The organism is Pseudarthrobacter sp. NS4, assembly GCF_024758005.1.
In the GTDB taxonomy this organism is placed as follows: domain Bacteria; phylum Actinomycetota; class Actinomycetes; order Actinomycetales; family Micrococcaceae; genus Arthrobacter.
Map to the genome: position 1 here is coordinate 1,961,120 of NZ_CP103288.1, position 17,184 is coordinate 1,978,303.

Sequence of the window (17,184 nt, forward strand, 5' to 3'; positions counted from 1 at the left end):
GGTTCGGGCAAACTTCCGTCACACCGGAAGGAACCCAGGTGCCGGGGTGGGGGTGTGTCAGGGTTTGAGAACGACCTTGATGCAGTTGTCCTGCTTTTTTTGGAAGACTTCGTAGGCTGCGGGTGCTTCATCCAAAGGGATCTCATGGGTCGCCAGGTCGGTAACCCCGAGCGGGTCGGAAGGATCCTCGACCAGCGGCAGGAGGTCATCGATCCACGCTTTGACGTTGCACTGGCCCATGCGCATCTGGATCTGTCTATCGAACAAAGTCAGCATCGGCATCGGATCTGCCATGCCGCCGTAAACACCGCTGATGGAGACAGTCCCACCGCGGCGCACAGCGTCAATACAAGCGTGCAGAACGTTCAACCGGTCCACACCGGCCTTCTCGATGGCTTTTTGCGCGAGCGGATCCGGCAAAAGCCCCGCTGCCTGCTGGGCGAAAGCCCCTACCGGGGATCCATGTGCTTCCATCCCGACGGCGTCCAGAACGGAGTCCGGGCCCCGGCCGCCGGTCATGTCCCGCAACTCATCACCTATGGTGTCGCTGTAATCCATGGCTTCCACGCCGTGCCGTTCGGCCATGGAGCGCCGCTCGGGCACCCGCTCGATGCCGATGACCCGGTAACCCAGATGGACGCCGGCGCGGGCCGCGAACTGCCCGACCGGACCCAGCCCGAAAACCGCCAGCGTGCCACCGTCAGGTACGTCCGCGTACTGCACGCCCTGCCAGGCAGTGGGCACAATGTCCGAAAGGTAGAGGTACCGCACATCGGGCAGGTCCTGACCCACCTTTATCGGGCCGTAATCGGCGAAGGGGACCCGCAGGTATTCCGCCTGCCCGCCGGGAACCGAACCATACAGCTCCGAGTAACCAAAGATCCGCCCACCGAGCCCCTTTTCCCTGACCTGCGTGGTCTCACACTGCGACTGCAGGTTCAGGCTGCACATCAGGCAGGTCCCGCAGGCGATGTTGAAGGGAATCACCACCGGGTCCCCGACCGCCAGGTTCGACACATCACTGCCGACCTCTTCGACAATCCCCATGGGCTCATGACCCAGGACATCACCCTTGCTCATGTAGGGCCCCGCACCTCATACAGGTGCAGGTCCGACCCACAGATCGCCGTGGAGGTAATCCTGATGATCGCGTCGGTCGGCTCCTGGATGACCGGGTCCGGCACCTGTTCAACGCTGACCGACCGCTTTCCCTGCCAGGTAAGTGCCCTCATGACCACAAGCTCCCCGTCATTGGTAAGTATGCTTAGCAGTCCCAGTATGTTCACGTTTACTACCGAAAGGAAGGGGACCTCGTGGATTGGATCCAATCCCACGACAGAAGTAAGCGCTCATCGATCGGCAATTTACTGCCAGGACGAAGGTGATCGGGTGAATAACCAGCAGGCTACCCGGAGATGGGCTCCGGTGGCAGGCCTCCGCTCTTCAGGCCTTGATGCGGTTTTAGGTGCAGCCGCAGGTGCCGCCGGCGTCTGGGCCATGGACCAGATCGGGTGGTTCATGCTCGGGCACGAAAACCCGCAAACCCTTACCCGGGACCTGGCAGCGCGCGACAAAGATGCGGCTGGGAAAACCGGGATGGGAAAGCAGGTCCGCGCGGTGCAGGCCGCCGCCCCAGGCAGTGCTGCCACTGCCGGCGCGTTCAAAAAGGCCACGCAGGTCAGCGGGGTGAGCCCGACCGATCAGCAGCCGGGAACGGGCGCGGCCCTGTTTCACTATGCGCTGGGAATGCTGCCCGGCGCCCTCTATGCAGCAGCACGCCGGAAACGACCATCGGTGGGCACCGGATCCGGCGCCCTGTACGGGTTGGCATTGTTCGTGGTCATGGACGAAACACTCGCGCCGCTGACCGGGATAGCCGCTCCACCAGGCCGATATCCCTGGCAAGCACACACGCGCGGCCTGGCCGCCCATCTCGTGCTCGGCATGACCACCGAAACCCTCCTGCGCGCAACCGACCGCCTCCAATGAACACACTCTAGCCTCAGCCCTCGGACAGACCCTTCGGTGACCCCACAGTCGGGCCTCCCTGGCCGTTATGCCAGTTGCCCCTGGTTCATACGCTCGCGTTGCTGCGCCGAGGATGAGTACCTTCGACCAGCCGCAAATCTTTCTTCAGCACAACCGTTCACGCACGGCCACCCGTCCGCTCCGTCAGGGCGTGACCACGACCGCGGCGCAGGCGTATGGCCACGATGACCATGAGAGCTGTGCCCACGACGATGCTGGCGTCGTGGAGCCACCGAAGGAAGGACAGCCAGGCGAGGTCTATCTGCCAGGTGGCGAGCCCGGCGCCTACCAATGTGGCCGACGGGACCAGAGCCAGAGCGATCATGACGCCCGTCGTGAGCACCGATCTGCTTGCGGCGATGAGTATTGCACCAGCCAGTCCTGCAGCGATGGTCACAACCGTGCTGCTCCAACTGAAGGTGGTCCAATATTCGACGAGCACGCCAGAGGAAAGATAGCCGGTCGTGTCCCCGAGGGGCCTGGTGCCGAGACTGCGCAGTAGCAGCGTGCCCGCCGCAGCCCCGAGGACGAGGACACCGTAGCCCTTCACCGTATCGAGCAACCCCCATTTCCAAGCCCTGTTCCCACCGACGGCGCCGAGACTGACTCTCACAAGCGGCTCGAACCCCGGAGCGATTAACATGGCCCCAATGACCAGATGCACTGCGTTGGTACCAATCCCGGCGGCGGCCACGAAACCGGCGATGGCCATCACGACCAACTTGAAGAGGTCCATGTTGCTCTCCCGCCCGATCACGAAGTCCATTTCCTCGAAGGAAGAAGACGACGAAACATCTCTGGCGATCGCGGTCGCTGAAGACGCCGAGATCATCCCCACCGGCTCACCGATCGAGACGGAGACGTCCTGCTCGGTGCCGGACCCGTGCCCTTCCAAGACGTGCATCAGCTGTGGCAGTGCCCGGTCGGTGAGCTCGAGGTTGACGACGTCACCCGGGGGCTGGAGGGAGATGCCCCTCTGCACCGAAAGTGTGATGAGTCCTGGCAACCGACGGATCTCCTCGAGCAAGGAGTCGGTCCGATGTGAGGGCAGGGACACGGTGACTGTGCGGGGCATGCTCGGGCTCCTTCGTCGGGTCATCGAGGCGTGCCCATGGAGGCGGCCCGCCCTAACGGGTCCGGACGGCAATCGGACTGGCCCGTTGTCGATCATCCAATCACGTCGCCCAGTCGGACGTCGTGACGCCACAAGCCGACACCGAAGATCCAGTGTGGAGGAACAGGGAGTGGCCGAGCCAAAAACCTCCCTACACCGAGGAGCCCGCATCGTTTCCCAAGCGCTCAGAGCGCAGCTTTTCCCTCAACAAGGGAGGTCTTTGCTGTTTGGTGCCGAGGTCGACGCCGAGATGGAGCGCGGCCGGGAGCTCCAGGCAGGCATCAAGGCCGAGGAAACCATCCAGTTGCCCCCGCGCGGCACGAAGAAGAGCAAAAAAGTCCAAAAGCAGGAGGAGGAAGAAATCCGGCGCGGGCGTGAACTCCGAGAGCAGCAGCAAAGCCGGGACCCCGAACCGGGCCAGGACTCGGGGCAGAGGCGGGACAAGGACTAGCCCCCGCAAGAAACCCGGGACGCTGAGTGCCGAATGTCCGCCGCATCGGGGCAGGTGATGCCCGGTTATGGCGGCCAGTTCACTTGCCACACGCCCGGTTCCACAAGGTGGCCCCGCAAGGCCACTCACCGAAATCAGAAACACCGGATGCGATCAAGCAAGGAGAAACCAGCCATCTTCAGCAGGGAAACCGTTGCAGCGTCTCTCCCGCGCTAACCGAGGCCGACCATCATCGGGTAGTGCATCCTGCCGGTACAGTAAACGGGGCCTTTCAGCGGTTGCAGCAACCCGCAGCACACGCCCTGCAGCAGTCCCGGAAGGGACCATCCCCAGATTCCCCGAGGAGGGCTTCGATCATGACCATGGTGGATAACGCCGTTTACGTTCCAAAAAACTAGAGGCGCGCTACGCTGCTGCAGATGGTTGCCCTGTTGAACACATCCTTTCTGCTGCATCCGATGTCGTCTAGAAACGGAGCGCTGGCCTGAAATCCAGACATTTTTCGGCACGGTCCCTGTGGTCGCTAGCCCTTAACCTCGGTGGGGCAAACGCGTGTTTGCTGATCACGCGGCCGGAACTGGTGGCGACTTCATTCCGTCCCTGGCTGGGGTCAATTCAGGTTATCCACGGCTGGAGTAGAGAGCCGTTGGGGTAGCTCCCTGGCAGCAGTAGCGGTGGATAACCTACGAAAATTGTTCCCGGCTGTGGGCCGGCCGGCCGGACTTCTCGTTCGAACCTAGATCAGTTCCGGTTGTTCCGAGGACCAAGGCAAGGCGCCGTGTGTCAGCTTGGAGTTGCCGCTGTGAAAGGCTGCAGTTATGGACAACTCACCTCGGGAACACGACCTCGTTCTCTACGGAGCGACGGGTTTCGTTGGCCGACTGATCGCCGGCTACGTCGCGGAGCATGCACCGGCCGGTATGCGAGTCGGACTCGCCGGCCGGTCCAGGTCCAGACTCGGGGCGGTTCGATCGCAGTTGCCGGTCGCGGCGCACCGATGGGCCCTCATCGAAGCCGACTCGGAGGACGCGGACTCGATCGCCGCCCTGGCCGCGGGCACACGCGTGCTCTTCACAACCGTCGGCCCGTACGCGAAACACGGACTACCTGTCGTCGACGCATGCGCACGGGCCGGTACCCACTACGCCGACCTCGCCGGTGAGGTGTCCTTCGTCCGGGAGGCAATCGATCGCTACGACGCTCTGGCCAGGACGAGCGGGGCCAGGATCGTGCACTCCTGCGGCTACGACTCCGTTCCGTCCGACCTCGCCGTACTGCTGCTTCATCAGGCGGCAGAAGCCGATGGCGCTGGTGGTTTGGTCGAGGTCCAACTCATTGCTACGGCCAAGGGTGGCATCAGCGGAGGCACGCTCGAATCGATGCGCGGGCAGCTCGACGCGATGCGATCGAGCACCGCCCTGAGGTCATTAGCCGCGGACCCCTACGCGCTGAGCCCCGACCGCACAAGGGAGCCGACGACACAACAGCCTCCTGACACCGGTCCTGTGCGGCGTTCCGACGACGGCACCTGGACCGCGCCTTTCATCATGGCCGCGATCAACACCCGGATAGTGCGCCGCAGCAACGCATTGCAGGGCTGGGCCTACGGCCGCTCCCTTCAGTACGGCGAGGTGATGGGGGTGGCCCCCGGACCGGCAGGAGCGGTCATCGCCAGGGCAATGGCACTCGGGCTCCGGGCATTCACGGGCGCGATGGCGTTCCCGCCGACCCGGAGGGTGCTCGACCGCTGTCTTCCGGCACCAGGTGCGGGCCCGAGCACCAACACGCAGCGCGCGGGCTGGTTCCACTCCCAAGTAACCGTCCGCACCGAGAAGGGCCACCGATACCAGGCGATTGCTGCTGGCCCCGGGGATCCCGGCTATGCCGCCACCGCCGTGATGGCAGGCGAGACTGCACTCGCTCTTGCCCTCGACGGTGACAGGCTGCCGACCGCGAAAGGATCGCTGACACCGGCCACTGCACTCGGCAACGTGCTCATGCAGCGACTCCGTGCGGCCGGCCACACTTACGACGTAACCAAACTCGTCTGAACCAGGTCCTGCAGGTCAGCTGATAACCGGGCAATCATTGACTGGACCAGTCCGACCAGCGGTCCAATGGGATTTCCCCGAGGGAGTATGCCAGGTCATCTAGTGATCGCGACCAGCGATGCGTTCCAAATCCGGCTTCTAAAGGGGCGGGTTCACGGTCCAGGGTGTGTTCGCCGGGTCGCGGATCCTGTCGATACTGGAGTCCGCAGCCAGTGGTGCGAACCAGCCGTTCCAATCGGTGGTTTCCGGGCCGGCAGTGGAAAATAGCTCGAAGGTCTCGCCACGGCTTATCTCTTAAAAGTGGCTCCAGCCTTCACGCCGGAGTCCAGGCCAGCACTCTGCTCCAGTCGGGGAAGCCCAATACGCAGCCCTCTCCCCTGCCCATTTTCAAACGCCCATAACGGATCTTTTGTTAACCTGCCCAGGACTGAACAAGCCCCTGCTTCCTGCCGCACGGGAGCTCTATTGCTGTACATCGCCGTCGAGGCGGCGGAGGGTTTCAAGTCGTTGCTTCGTCAGTTCAATGTCGGTGGAATTGACCATATCGGCCGTGCCGGGTCGGCTCGGGGAGCGCCGCAGCTGACCGCTGTTGAGCATTGCCAGTACTTGGTTGACGTCGATGTTCAGCGCCCTGGCTGCCTGTTCGATGGTGAGGTATTGGTGGTAGCGGCGAGTCACATCGCACTCCCGGTGGGGTTGTAGCTTGAATGGGGGGATTGAAGCGGGTCGGCGCGGGGATGTGGTGGCAGGGCCTGGGCAATCAATGAAGTTTCAGCCGCCGCCCGGCGCCGAGTTGGGGGCTAACGTGGGGGAGTCTGCGTCCAGATCTTCCATTCGGCACTCCCGCCATTTCCCAGTACCTCAACCAAAGGCCTTCAATGCTGGTGATGTTGAGTTCTATCAAGCCCGATGCGGTCTGCCGTGCACTCACACTGCTACCTGATCATCCTGGCGGGCAGCGCCTGCCTATTGATCAGTATACTTACTAATTAGAGGGTACGGGTTTGCGGTGCGTCAGCCAACAGGGAGTGCAGAATTTTTGGCCGGGGAGCGCCTCTGCCCTGTTTGCCGACAAGTTCGGTTAGGGGGTGCGGGGAGATGACGTGAAGTGCTTCACTCAAGCTTGGCGTGGCGCAGGTACTGATAGACGGTCTCCCTGCTGATGCCGTAGTCACGGGCAAGGGCGGCTTTCGGCACACCGTTGCCGGCGCGCTGAACCAGCTCGGCCGCCGGTTCCGGTGTGAGGGTCTTTTTCCGCCCTTGGTAGGCGCCGCGCTGCTTGGCCAAGGCGATGCCCTCTGGGCGACAACGCCAAGCGAGTCGGATCTCTGGAATCGGCACCGCTAGTGATCGATCTGTCCGGCGCCGGCGGGCCCAGTGCATCCAGCCACTAATCCCCACGGGGAAGTTTGGGTCACCGAACACGAGGTATCGCGCCCATAGCAGAAATGACGCCTCTGAAGCTGCTCAATCTTGCAGACAGCAGTGTTTCCCGGGCGCCGATGCGCACTGGAGCCAATCTCATAAAGGGGACGGGATGGCCCGCCGGCCGGCCGAATAGGACTGTCCCAATTCTGAATCTACCTGAGTTGTAAAAAGAAGGTTGTTCCCAGGGCTGGCCCGTGCCGTTAGGGTGATCACGGGCGGTGTCGATGAAGAATCGCCCGGTTGGGTGATCAGGTGCCGGTAACGGAGCTGATCCTAGCGATTCGATTCTCGGGAGGAAGCATGACCAGTCCAGAGCAGGATCCAAGCCAGCAGGAAGGCCCCGCGGACGGCGGCGCGGACGGCGTCCCCGGCATGCATGATGGAGGTGCCGACGGTGGGGCTGACAGCGGTGCCGACGGAGGAGCTGACAGCGGTGCCGACGGAGGAGCTGACAGCGGTGCCGACGGAGGAGCTGACAGCGGTGCCGACGGAGGAGCTGACAGCGGTGCCGACGGAGGAGCTGACAGCGGTGCCGACGGCGGAGCCGATGGGGGAGCCGCAGAACGGGGCATCTAAATTTTGAGCACCACCCGCACGGACTTTCAGGACCCCGGCGCACTGGAAAGCGGCGGGGTCCTGGAGACACGCCTGATTAACATTGGCCGTGAGAGGTTCGCCGGCGACGTCTGGGGGCGCACGGCGCTGCTCACGCGTGGCGCCGGTGACTTCTCCGATCTGTTCTCTGCCGAGGCTGTCGACGAACTGATCTCGCGCCGTGGACTGCGCACACCTTTTCTCCGCGTTGCCAAGGGCGGTTCTACATTTCCCGACTCGTCATTCACCTCTCCCGCCGGCGTCGGCGCCACCATCTCTGACCAGCTCGACGACACAGCGCTTTGGCGCAAATTCGCGGACGGTGCCACGCTGGTGCTGCAGGCTCTGCACCGCACATGGGAGCCGGTCTCGGACTTCAGCAGCAGGCTGAGCACAGAGCTGGGACATCCGGTGCAGGCCAATGCCTACATCACGCCGCCTCAGAACCGTGGATTCGACGATCACTATGACGTGCACGACGTCTTCGTCCTGCAGATCGAAGGGACCAAGCGCTGGATCATCCACGAGCCGGTTCACCGCGACCCCTTGCGTAATCAGCCCTGGACTGACCGCCGCTCCGCCGTGGCCGAGGCCGCGAAAGGCGATGCCCATATTGACACCGTGCTTGAGCCAGGGGATGTCCTCTACCTGCCGCGTGGCTGGTTGCACGCCGCCCAGGCGCAGGGCGAGGTCTCCATCCACCTCACGCTCGGAATCCACAGTTGGACCCGCTACGCGTTGGCCGAACAGCTCGCGCAGGCCGCGCTTGCAGCGCTGTGCGATGATCCCGAGATGCGCCGTACGTTGCCGTTGGGTGTCGACGGGCCGGGTGCGGAGCTCGACGTCGTCCGTGAGCGCCTCGCCGCTGCTGTCGGTGAGGCTGAAACCAGTTCTTTGTTCCACTGCATCCGGCGAGGTCAGGGCCGGCCGGCACCGCTGGGACCGTTGGCCCAGCTCGCGGCTGTCGACGGCCTGGGCCCCGAGTCCGTGGTCCGGCTTCGCGATGCACTGGAAGCACGGCTGGAGGGATTGCGCCTGACCACGCGCGTGGGTTGGCACGACTTCCCAGCGACCGATCTGCCGTCTGTAACGCGCCTGCTCGACGGGGAGCTTCACATCGCGGGTGATCTCGGCGTCGAACTCGTTGAAAGACTGCTGCGCGCGGGGGTCCTCGTTCCCGTTGAACAGTAATCTAGACAGTGACGCCACAGTGGCGGCCACGGAGCGCTTCTTCTGCTCTGAAGGCGCCCGGTTGCGCGGAGACCCGATTGCAGGCACAGCGTCGCACGGCGTCGTCTGGGTCCTCATCGAGTACCGGGGCGGCTGGCCTCTAAATGGCTTCGAAGGGCTTGATCTCGAGCCTGAGACCAAAGCACTCGTGCTCTCCGCCGCGAAGGCGGCGCGGGCGCGGGTGCTGCTGGTGAGACGGCCCGGCCCCCGCCGCCGTGAGGGTCAGAGCCATTGGGCAGTACTGCACCATGAGGATTCGGGCGAATATCGTCAACAATGGGGAACGTGGGGCAAGGATGAGGATCTGGCGGAGATTGCCAGAGCCCTCAGCCTCCCCGGAACGCCCGGCTATCCGCCCGTCATCCTGGTCTGCACTCACAGTCAACATGACCAATGCTGTGCAGTGTGGGGACGGCCGGTGGGACGTGCGCTGAGTGAGCGGTGGCCGGAGCTTGTGTGGGAATGTTCGCATGTAGGAGGTGACAGGTTCGCAGCCAACGTCGTGGTTGCACCCGACGGTGTCTACTACGGAAATCTGGACGTGGAGTCGTCCGTAGCCACGATCGAAGAACACCTCGCGGGCCGTATCCACGCAAAGCATTTGCGCGGATACACGGATCTCTTCCCAGCACAGCAGACCGCTATCGGGGCCACGATCAGGCGTTTCGGCCCGGCCGGCCGGAATGACTACAGGGTTGTCGAGACCTCCCGCGACGGTGATCATTGGCGGATCCACATCACCGGCTGCCCGCCTCACCCGGCGCGTATCGACGTCGAACTGCATGCTCACCGCGGCCCGCCGTGCCGGTTGACCTGCCGCGGACCGGCAATGAGTTCGGCCATGGTCTACGAGCTCATTTCGATCCGCGCAGTCTAAAGGACGGGTTTACCGAAGGCAGTTCGTTTGTCGGTGAGTCGACGAAGGTTCCAATCGACCCGGCGACCCAGGCCTCGAGCACCGCAGCGGCTGGCAGCGCTGACCGAAAAGCGCGTTCGGCACAACTGAGAACTGCCGCGCCCCCTGAAGTGAGGGCACGGCAGTCGCTTGGAGTCGCTTAGAATCTGCAAAAAGGCGGCGTGTGCAATGCGCACACGTTGGTCGTTGAACTCGGTCGTACATTGGCCGAACGGGCTCGGATTCCGCGTGTTTCCACGGGTGCCCGGTGTTAGCCAGGGCTGGAATGCAGTTCGAGTCCCACCTCGAACACGGATGCCTGTTGGGGACCCCCTCCTTTACCTCGGACTAGTTGCTGAGGTAGCCGTTCGGGTCCAGGACATACTTCGTGGCGGCTCCGGCATCGAATTCCGCGTAGCCCCGCGGGGCATCCTGGAGCGAAATGGCCGTGGCGTTGACCGCCTTGGCGATCTGGATCCTGTCATGCAGGATCGCCATCATCAGCTGCCGGTTGTACTTCATCACCGGGCACTGGCCGGTCGCGAAGGAGAGGGACTTCGCCCAGCCCGTGCCCAGGGACAGGGACAGGCTGCCCTTCTGGGCCGCCTCGTCCGCGGCACCCGGATCCCCGGTGACATAAAGGCCAGGAATGCCCAGGGACCCGCCGGCGGCGGTGAGGTCCATCAGCGAGTTGAGTACGGTGGCCGGTGCCTCCTGGGCCCCGGCGCCGTGTCCGCGTGCCTCGAAACCTACCGCGTCGATACCGGCATCGACCTCCCGGACGCCGAGAAGCTGCTCGATCTGGTCAGCAGGGTCGCCGTTAGCGACATTGACGGTTCCGCAGCCAAAGGACCGGGCCTGGGCCAAGCGATCCTCATTGAGATCCCCAACGATGACGACCGCGGCCCCGAGCAGTTGGGCGCTGGCCGCTGCGGCAAGCCCCACCGGACCGGCCCCTGCGACATAGACGGTGGACCCAACACCGACGCCTGCCGTGACAGCCCCGTGGAAACCGGTCGGGAGGATGTCCGAGAGCATGGTCAGGTCCATGATCTTCTCCAGAGCCTGGTCCCGATCGGGGAAGCGCAACAGGTTCCAGTCCGCGTAGGGGACCAGGACGAACTCCGCCTGCCCGCCGACCCATCCGCCCATGTCGACATAGCCGTAGGCGGACCCGGGACGGTCCGGGTTCACGTTCAGGCAGATCCCGGTCTTGCGCTCCTTGCAGTTCCGGCAGCGCCCGCAGGAGATGTTGAAGGGGACCGAGACGATGTCCCCGACCTTGATGAACTCAACGTCGGGCCCGGTCTCGATGACTTCCCCGGTGATCTCGTGCCCCAGGACGAGACCGGCCGGGGCGGTCGTGCGACCACGAACCATGTGCTGGTCCGAGCCGCAGATGTTGGTGCTCACCGTGCGCAGGATGACCCCGTGCGGGACCTTCCGGCCGACATTGATGGGATTGACGCCGGGGCCGGCCTGCAGTTCAAAGCTGGGATACGGGGTATCGATGATTTCCACGATCCCCGGCGCCTTGTATGCAACGGCTTTGTTACCTGACATTGAATGGCTCCTGTGGGTTGTCGGTCGGACCCTCACGGTGATTTTGGCCGCATCAGACTGTCGGAGGCAGTCGTTGTCAGCTTTCGTGAAGGAAGTTGGGTCGGTTGATACGTGCAGCGCGTACCGTTTTGGGCAAGGAAGCGTTCAGGCGGACCGTCACAATGGATGGGGGTTTGTGGCCGGCATCTTCTGCCGTGAAAACAATCCCTAATGCTGTCCGGCCTGGAGCAGCTGGAAGCCGCTAGGCATCAATCACCAAATCGGTCCGCGCGGTGGAGCAGCAGGGCAGGAACTTGCCTGCATCGATTTCCCGTGCCCGGATCCCGCCCTGGTGGTTCATCTCCACCTCTCCGGAAAGCTTGACTACCTTGCAGGAGCCGCACATGCCTTCCTTGCAGTTCGCGCCGATCCTGACGCCCGCACGCTGGGCCGCCTCGAGGATGTGTTCGGCGGGGTCGACGCGCACATTGATGCCGGTGCGCATGAAGGACATGGTGAGGCTTCCCGTTCCGACCGTGTCGAAGCTCGAGGCATCAGGGGACACGGCCTCCGGCCCCACGTCCCGACTGCCGCCGGAGGCTTCGGAATAGGACGCGTCCGAGTCGACGGTTTCCAGCGGCAGCCCCGTGGCCTTCAGGGTTCCCTCGGTGTCGTAGCCGGGTTCGTAGAGCCCGAACGCGGTGGGCTGGCTTTCATAGTAGTCCTCGGCGGACTCGGCGATTTCCTCGGCGATTTCCTCCGCGATGTCCGCTGCAAGGGCAACTTCAGCCTGGTATTCAAGGAGCGTCTGGCGGTCGCCAGAGAAGAATTCCATGTAGATGGAGGTGTCATCGACGCCGACCTTCTTGAGGAGCTCGGTGGCGGTGTTCAGGTAACCCTCGGGGCCGCAGGCATAGACCTGGCGGCCGTTGGCATCCGGGGCAACCTCGTCGAGCATGGCCGCCGTCAGCCTTCCGCTGAGCCATTCCCACCCCTCGGGTTTGTTGCGGTCGCCCAGGGAGTAGAAGACCTTGACTCGCGAGTCCACGGAGGCGATGTAGGCCAGCTCCTCGTGGAAGGCATAGCCTCCGGCCTCCGCTCCGTGGTAAAGCACCACAACATCGGCCTGTCCGGGCAGGGAGTGGATGGTCCGCACCATCGACATGATGGGGGTGATGCCTGCACCGGCGGCCAGCAATAGGTACCGTGCCCGGCGGTCGGCATCGGGCAGGTGGAATGCCCCGACCGGTCCGAGCATCTCGAGGACGGTGCCAGGTTTGACGTTCTCGTGCACCCACGGTGAGACCAGTCCCGTGGCGTCGCGTTTGACTGTGATGTTGAAGGTCCACGGCTGGGTGGGTGAACTGGACAGCGAGTAGCTGCGGTCCACCGGATCCTGGTCCTCGCCGTTCACGGGAAAGGCGACGTTCACGTACTGGCCCGCACGGAACGCCAGGGGTGCACCGTCGCAGCGGCGGAACACGAAGGTCATCATGCCGCCCACCTCGGGAATGGTCTCGACACATTCCGCCATGAACTCCTGCGGGTGCCACGGGCCCAATGCGTGGGCGGCCCGGGCGGGTGCCTCGTTGCTGCCCATCACCCTGTTCCACGGCATCTCAAGACCGCGAATGCGCTGCGGCTCCTGGATTGCCGTCTCAGTGCGGAGTTCAATCATGCCAAGTGCTCCTGCACGCGCTGAACGTACCAGTTGATGAACGCCTCGACCTGGTATTCGCTCTTCATGTAAGGGCCGGGCTCGTAGGCGGGGCTGCTGGCGCCCTTCTGGCACAGCTCCACGAACGCCTTGTCCTGCAGATTTGTCTGCTTCCAGGTGTAGGTGAGTTTCTCAAGATCGTAATCGACGCCTTCCTCGGCGTCGTCAGCCACCAGCCACGTGGTGCGTACCAGGGTTTGGTGTTCGTTGACGGGGAAGACGGCGAACGTGATGACGTGGTCCCCCTGGAAATGGAACCAGCTGTTGGGCTGCAGGTGCATCGAGCAGCGGCCAAGGCGGAAGTCCCGCAAGTCACCGAGCAGCTTCTTGGAGAGCCTGCGCCCATCGGGGGAGAACGATTCGCCTTCACCGTCGAGCGATTCCCGTGAGATGCGGATTCCCGCTACGCGCGTGTCAAGCTCCTCGACGACCTCGTAGGGAAGGCCATAGCGGCGGCAACGCTCCTCGAGCGAGGCCTGCGCTTCCTTGTTGCGGTCCCACACTTCCTCGAGGTGGGCCGGGATCAGCCCCTCCGTCAGGCCCCAGGTGGGAAAGAGGGAACAGGCGAGCTCCGGGTGGCCGTCGCAGTGGTAGCACTCACGGTTGTTCTCCATGACGAGCTTCCAGTTGCCCTCTTCGATGATGTTCTGCTGGTAGGCGATTTTCGTCTTCGACAGATCGTGGGGTGCGAGGTAAGGCTCAAAGATCTTAGAGGTTTCGTCGAAATCCGCCGGCGGTTCATCCGCAATGCAGACGAAGATGAGTCCGGCGACCATGCGGCTGTGGGCCCGCTTGAGGCCGAAGCAGCCCTTGTCGAACTTCGTTTCCCCAGGTGCCGAGGCGTGGATCAGATTGCCGTCGGGCGAGTAGGTCCAGGAGTGGTAGCCGCAGACCAGGTTGCCTGTTGACCCCGAGGGTTCGGTCAGGACGCGGGCGCCGCGGTGGCGGCACACGTTGTGCAGGACGTTCACGCCGCCGTCGTCGTTATGCAGCACGATCAGGGAGTAGGGCCCGTAGTCGACGGTGACGTAGTCGCCCGGCTCCGGGAGCTCGGCGATGCTGGCGGCAAAGATCCAGTGCTGGCCAAAAATGGCCTGCATGTCGACGTTGAAAATCGTCGGATCAGTGTAAAAGGGTGCATCGAGGGAATATCCCGCACGCCGGAGATGGAACAACTCGGAGATCTCCGCCAGCTGCTCTGCAGGCAATGATGAAGCGAGTTTTCCGCGGGCGTTGAGGGACAAGTTCACTGGAACAGACATAATTTTCCTCCCGGGGGGCCTGGGTAGTGTGCAATTCGTTGGGACCACGGGTGGTGGGTGCAACTGGAGTAGCCAAAAAAGTTTGTAGTCATGAGATTAGACACAATTGACCTGCAACAAAAGCGCAAGATTCAGAAGATAACCATGCATAATAGGTGCATGATCGATGCAAGACTCGTAACTCTTCGGGTGTTTGCCCAGTGCGGCACCATAGGCGCGACCGCGGAGCTCACGGGTTATTCTCCCTCCGCCGTCTCCGCGCAATTGCGGGAGCTTCAGCGGGTGCTTGGAATGCAGCTGCTGACGAAGGACGGCCGGGGTGTGCGGCTGACCGCCACGGGCCGCTTTCTCGTGGCGGGCTCGGACACCCTCATTGCCGAGTGGGAGAGCCTGCGCGCCGCAGCCATGGAGGCCGGCGACCAGGTCCAGTCCCATTTTGGCCTCGGCGGATTCTCCACTGCGGCCGCCCAGTTGCTCGCGCCGCTGGCCGCCACCCTGCGTTCAACACGCCCCCTGCTGGAGGTGCAGGTACTCGAGGCCAACCCGGCCCGCTGCTTCGATTTGTTGGTTGCCGAGCGAATCGACCTCGCAGTCGTCGTCGCGATGCAGTCCGACACCTACGTTGAGGACGACCCGCGCTTCGAGCAGACCGTTCTGCTCGACGATCCCTTGGACGTGATCATTCCCTCCAACCATCCGTTTGCGTCGCGGGAAACGGTAACGCTCGAAGAGCTGGCGTCGGAACCCTGGATCACCGAGTCCGCCGGTTCCACCTACCATTCCCTATTCACCGCGGCGTTCACGGCAGTCGGTGTGACGCCGCGGATTGCCCATGAGGCCGTTGAATGGGAAACCCAGATCGCCTTCGTTGGTGCGGGGCTGGGCGTGGGCCTGCTGCCGCGACTGGCGCCCCTGCGTAGTGCCGAAAATGTGGTTCGACTGCGCATTACTGGCAAGGGGAAGCCCGCGCGCCGGATTGTCGCTGCGGTGCGCAGGGGCAGCATCGCGTCGCCCCTGATCCAGGAGTCGCTCGGCATCCTGCAGGTCAGCGCCAATCGGATTCTCGCCGCCCGACCCGAAGACGATCTCTGAAATCGCATGGTCGCGATTCGTTGCCGACGGGCCAGCAGTTCCAGAAAGTGGCGACACGTCCGCGCGGCCACCTTTCTTCGCCGCACTGGACGGGCCGCCCGCTGTGGACTCACCCACGGCGTGGCCCTGAGTGCCTCGGAATAGCAGCGTCCGGTTGTGGAGCCGGGCCAGATGGCCACCCAACTCATTTGGCTTCGTCATGTGAGTGTCTGCCGGGCAGCCCATGAGACGGGAGAAGGAGGTGTCGCCAGAGCGAATCACTCAGGGCCTGTACCTGATCCCAGGAGTCTTTCCTTGGCCCCGTAGTGGATGGTTCCACTGCGGTCCGGCGAGTCCCGCCTCGAGGGGTATCCCGGCCCGAGGCTCCATCGTACGCTGGGTGAGGAGGCACGTCGGCGAAGTCAGAACAGTCAGGACCTTTCGTCTCCCGCTCTGGAATGCGAAGTCTAGTGACTGTTCTGCCTGGGAATCACGACTTTATGAACAATGATCACGGCAGATGCGGCCAGCGGCACAGCTACCAGCGCCCCTAAAATCCCGCCCAGCGTTCCTCCCGCGACGACGGCGACCAAGACGAGCGAGCCCGGTATTTCCACGGCCTTATCCATGATCCGCGGTGTGAGGATATAAGCCTCGACCTGCATGTACAGCAGGTAGTAGATTCCCACCACTAGCGCTATCTCTGGCGAAGCCGTAAGACAAACGGCGGTAATGATTACTGAAGAGACCAGCGTGCCCACCATGGGCACGAAAGACCCGAAAGCGGCTACAACTGCCAAAAGCAGCGGTCCAGGCGCCCGGATCAGGGTCAGGAACAGTACGGACAACAGGCCGTTAGTCAAGGCAAGAACAAAATTGCCGACCAGGTATCGGCTGATCGATTCTGCGGTGCTTTCTGCGATATCGATAATGGCTGCCCGCTGGCTTGCGGGCACCAGACGGTAGGCCGCCCTCTTCGTCCTGGCCAGGGTCGCTGTGAAGTATACGGTGAGGATGAACACGAAGATCGCTCCGGTGATGCCACCCACGAGTCCCGCGCCGATGGAAAGGAGCCCGCCTCCGAGGGTAGTGAGGTTTTCAGGGTTGCTTAGGAACCCTGTCATAGCCGCAGCCAGTTCATCCAGGTTTAGGTAACCGGAGAGAGTGGCTGCCATGTTTTCTACCCAGTCCAAACGCAGGATTCGTTCGACCAGCACCGGCAGGTAAGCGATCAGGGCGCGGATCTCAGCGACCAGCCGGGGAATGATCCAGTACAGCAAACCGGCGCCGGAAAGCCCCATGGCTGCGATCACGAGGACGACCGCCAATGGCCTGGGCACTTTCCTGCCCTCAAGCCCTTTGACCACGGGGTCGAGCCCGAGGGCGACAAAAGCGGCCAGGCCGACATAAACAATCAGCGTTGCCAGGGAGGAAACCGCAGCCCAAACGACCAGCCCAACCCCGACGCCGAGGGTGCCGGCAAGGCCGACCCGGAAAGCGTGGAACTGCCCCGGCCGCGTACCGGATGATCCGGCAGGCGCTCCGGCAGCAGACCCGAACGGCCAACCGGCCCGGCGCTGCTTCCTCACCGGAGTACCCCGTTTCCTGACTGGCCCCATCGTTGGCTCAGTTAGTCCGGCAGAAGAATAAGCCGGGCGCTGCAGCAGGGAACCATGCAGCTGCCGCAACGCAGTTGAGCAGGGCAACCGGCCGTGATGCATCCGCCATCACAGCCAGGGACTCTCTGCCAGGCCGCCCCGGTTTTCCGCTCTCCATGTCCGTCACGGTACAGAGAATCGAC

At 63.3% G+C, this 17,184-nt stretch carries 13 protein-coding genes and 2 pseudogenes; 7 read left to right on the forward strand and 8 right to left on the reverse strand.

The genetic code is table 11. The annotated features are described in order from the left end of the window. Positions 1 to 57: 57 nt before the first annotated feature. Positions 58 to 1,232: pseudogene (locus tag NXY83_RS09220) on the reverse strand (zinc-dependent alcohol dehydrogenase). 157 nt (positions 1,233 to 1,389) lie between these two features. Here NXY83_RS09220 and NXY83_RS09225 point away from each other — a divergent pair. Next, the gene (locus NXY83_RS09225) at positions 1,390 to 1,989 is read left to right on the forward strand and encodes a DUF1440 domain-containing protein (protein WP_258805784.1); all 600 of its coding nucleotides are present in this window, start codon (positions 1,390 to 1,392) and stop codon (positions 1,987 to 1,989) included. Positions 1,990 to 2,146: 157 nt separating this feature from the next. Here NXY83_RS09225 and NXY83_RS09230 read toward each other — a convergent pair whose 3' ends face one another. Further along, complete coding sequence (locus tag NXY83_RS09230; protein ID WP_258805785.1) at positions 2,147 to 3,103, reverse strand: DUF389 domain-containing protein; 957 nt, start codon at positions 3,101 to 3,103, stop codon at positions 2,147 to 2,149. Between the two features lie 259 nt (positions 3,104 to 3,362). On the opposite strand from NXY83_RS09230, the gene NXY83_RS09235 reads away from it, so the two are divergent. Then, complete coding sequence (locus tag NXY83_RS09235) at positions 3,363 to 3,593, forward strand: hypothetical protein (RefSeq protein ID WP_397427580.1); 231 nt, start codon at positions 3,363 to 3,365, stop codon at positions 3,591 to 3,593. Between the two features lie 818 nt (positions 3,594 to 4,411). Further along, on the forward strand, positions 4,412 to 5,644 hold the full coding sequence (locus tag NXY83_RS09240) for a saccharopine dehydrogenase family protein (protein WP_258805788.1): 1,233 nt from the start codon (positions 4,412 to 4,414) through the stop codon (positions 5,642 to 5,644). Positions 5,645 to 6,106: 462 nt separating this feature from the next. Here NXY83_RS09240 and NXY83_RS09245 read toward each other — a convergent pair whose 3' ends face one another. Both NXY83_RS09245 and NXY83_RS09250 read right to left on the reverse strand, forming a co-directional pair. Then, on the reverse strand, positions 6,107 to 6,322 hold the full coding sequence (locus NXY83_RS09245; RefSeq protein ID WP_258805789.1) for a helix-turn-helix domain-containing protein: 216 nt from the start codon (positions 6,320 to 6,322) through the stop codon (positions 6,107 to 6,109). Positions 6,323 to 6,757: 435 nt separating this feature from the next. Next, positions 6,758 to 6,943: pseudogene (locus NXY83_RS09250) on the reverse strand (helix-turn-helix domain-containing protein); the annotation flags it as partial. A gap of 429 nt (positions 6,944 to 7,372) precedes the next feature. Here NXY83_RS09250 and NXY83_RS09255 point away from each other — a divergent pair. Genes NXY83_RS09255 through NXY83_RS09265 form a run of 3 tightly spaced genes read left to right on the forward strand, consistent with a single transcriptional unit; the run spans position 7,373 to position 9,773 of the window. Beyond that, entirely contained in the window at positions 7,373 to 7,648 is a 276-nt protein-coding gene (locus NXY83_RS09255; protein ID WP_258805790.1) for a BatC protein, read from the forward strand. 3 nt (positions 7,649 to 7,651) lie between these two features. After that, the gene (locus tag NXY83_RS09260; protein WP_258805791.1) at positions 7,652 to 8,857 is read left to right on the forward strand and encodes a cupin domain-containing protein; all 1,206 of its coding nucleotides are present in this window, start codon (positions 7,652 to 7,654) and stop codon (positions 8,855 to 8,857) included. Further along, the gene (locus tag NXY83_RS09265) at positions 8,847 to 9,773 is read left to right on the forward strand and encodes a sucrase ferredoxin (RefSeq protein ID WP_309484133.1); all 927 of its coding nucleotides are present in this window, start codon (positions 8,847 to 8,849) and stop codon (positions 9,771 to 9,773) included. Before NXY83_RS09260 ends, NXY83_RS09265 begins: the two co-directional genes overlap by 11 nt. Positions 9,774 to 10,139: 366 nt before the next feature. On the opposite strand, the gene fdhA is transcribed toward NXY83_RS09265, so the two are convergent. The 3 genes from fdhA to NXY83_RS09280 form a co-directional block, all read right to left on the reverse strand. Further along, positions 10,140 to 11,354, reverse strand: coding sequence for a formaldehyde dehydrogenase, glutathione-independent (gene fdhA / locus NXY83_RS09270; protein WP_258805792.1), 1,215 nt, complete (start codon positions 11,352 to 11,354; stop codon positions 10,140 to 10,142). Positions 11,355 to 11,595: 241 nt separating this feature from the next. Beyond that, on the reverse strand, positions 11,596 to 13,011 hold the full coding sequence (locus tag NXY83_RS09275) for a ferredoxin reductase (protein WP_258805793.1): 1,416 nt from the start codon (positions 13,009 to 13,011) through the stop codon (positions 11,596 to 11,598). After that, positions 13,008 to 14,312, reverse strand: coding sequence for an aromatic ring-hydroxylating oxygenase subunit alpha (locus NXY83_RS09280; RefSeq protein WP_258805794.1), 1,305 nt, complete (start codon positions 14,310 to 14,312; stop codon positions 13,008 to 13,010). Before NXY83_RS09280 ends, NXY83_RS09275 begins: the two co-directional genes overlap by 4 nt. Before the next feature lie 159 nt (positions 14,313 to 14,471). Here NXY83_RS09280 and NXY83_RS09285 point away from each other — a divergent pair, with 159 nt between their 5' ends. Continuing rightward, a complete protein-coding gene (locus NXY83_RS09285) occupies positions 14,472 to 15,404 on the forward strand; it encodes a LysR family transcriptional regulator (RefSeq protein ID WP_258805795.1) in 933 nt (310 codons plus the stop codon). A 446-nt stretch (positions 15,405 to 15,850) separates the two neighbouring features. Here the strand turns inward: NXY83_RS09285 and NXY83_RS09290 are convergent, their stop codons facing one another. After that, positions 15,851 to 17,104 carry an AI-2E family transporter gene (locus NXY83_RS09290; RefSeq protein WP_309484134.1) on the reverse strand — a complete coding sequence of 418 codons (1,254 nt, stop codon included), beginning with the start codon at positions 17,102 to 17,104 and terminating at the stop codon, positions 15,851 to 15,853. Positions 17,105 to 17,184: the final 80 nt, after the last annotated feature.

What these genes read in the sequence shown, in the direction of transcription:
- NXY83_RS09230 (WP_258805785.1), bottom strand. Translation starts at nt 3,103, where the DNA reads ATGCCCCGCACAGTCACCGTGTCCCTGCCCTCACATCGGACCGACTCC.
- NXY83_RS09240 (WP_258805788.1), top strand. Translation starts at nt 4,412, where the DNA reads ATGGACAACTCACCTCGGGAACACGACCTCGTTCTCTACGGAGCGACG.
- fdhA (WP_258805792.1), bottom strand. Translation starts at nt 11,354, where the DNA reads ATGTCAGGTAACAAAGCCGTTGCATACAAGGCGCCGGGGATCGTGGAA.
- NXY83_RS09285 (WP_258805795.1), top strand. Translation starts at nt 14,472, where the DNA reads ATGATCGATGCAAGACTCGTAACTCTTCGGGTGTTTGCCCAGTGCGGC.
- NXY83_RS09290 (WP_309484134.1), bottom strand. Translation starts at nt 17,104, where the DNA reads ATGCATCACGGCCGGTTGCCCTGCTCAACTGCGTTGCGGCAGCTGCAT.
- NXY83_RS09255 (WP_258805790.1), top strand. Translation starts at nt 7,373, where the DNA reads ATGACCAGTCCAGAGCAGGATCCAAGCCAGCAGGAAGGCCCCGCGGAC.
- NXY83_RS09275 (WP_258805793.1), bottom strand. Translation starts at nt 13,011, where the DNA reads ATGATTGAACTCCGCACTGAGACGGCAATCCAGGAGCCGCAGCGCATT.
- NXY83_RS09280 (WP_258805794.1), bottom strand. Translation starts at nt 14,312, where the DNA reads ATGTCTGTTCCAGTGAACTTGTCCCTCAACGCCCGCGGAAAACTCGCT.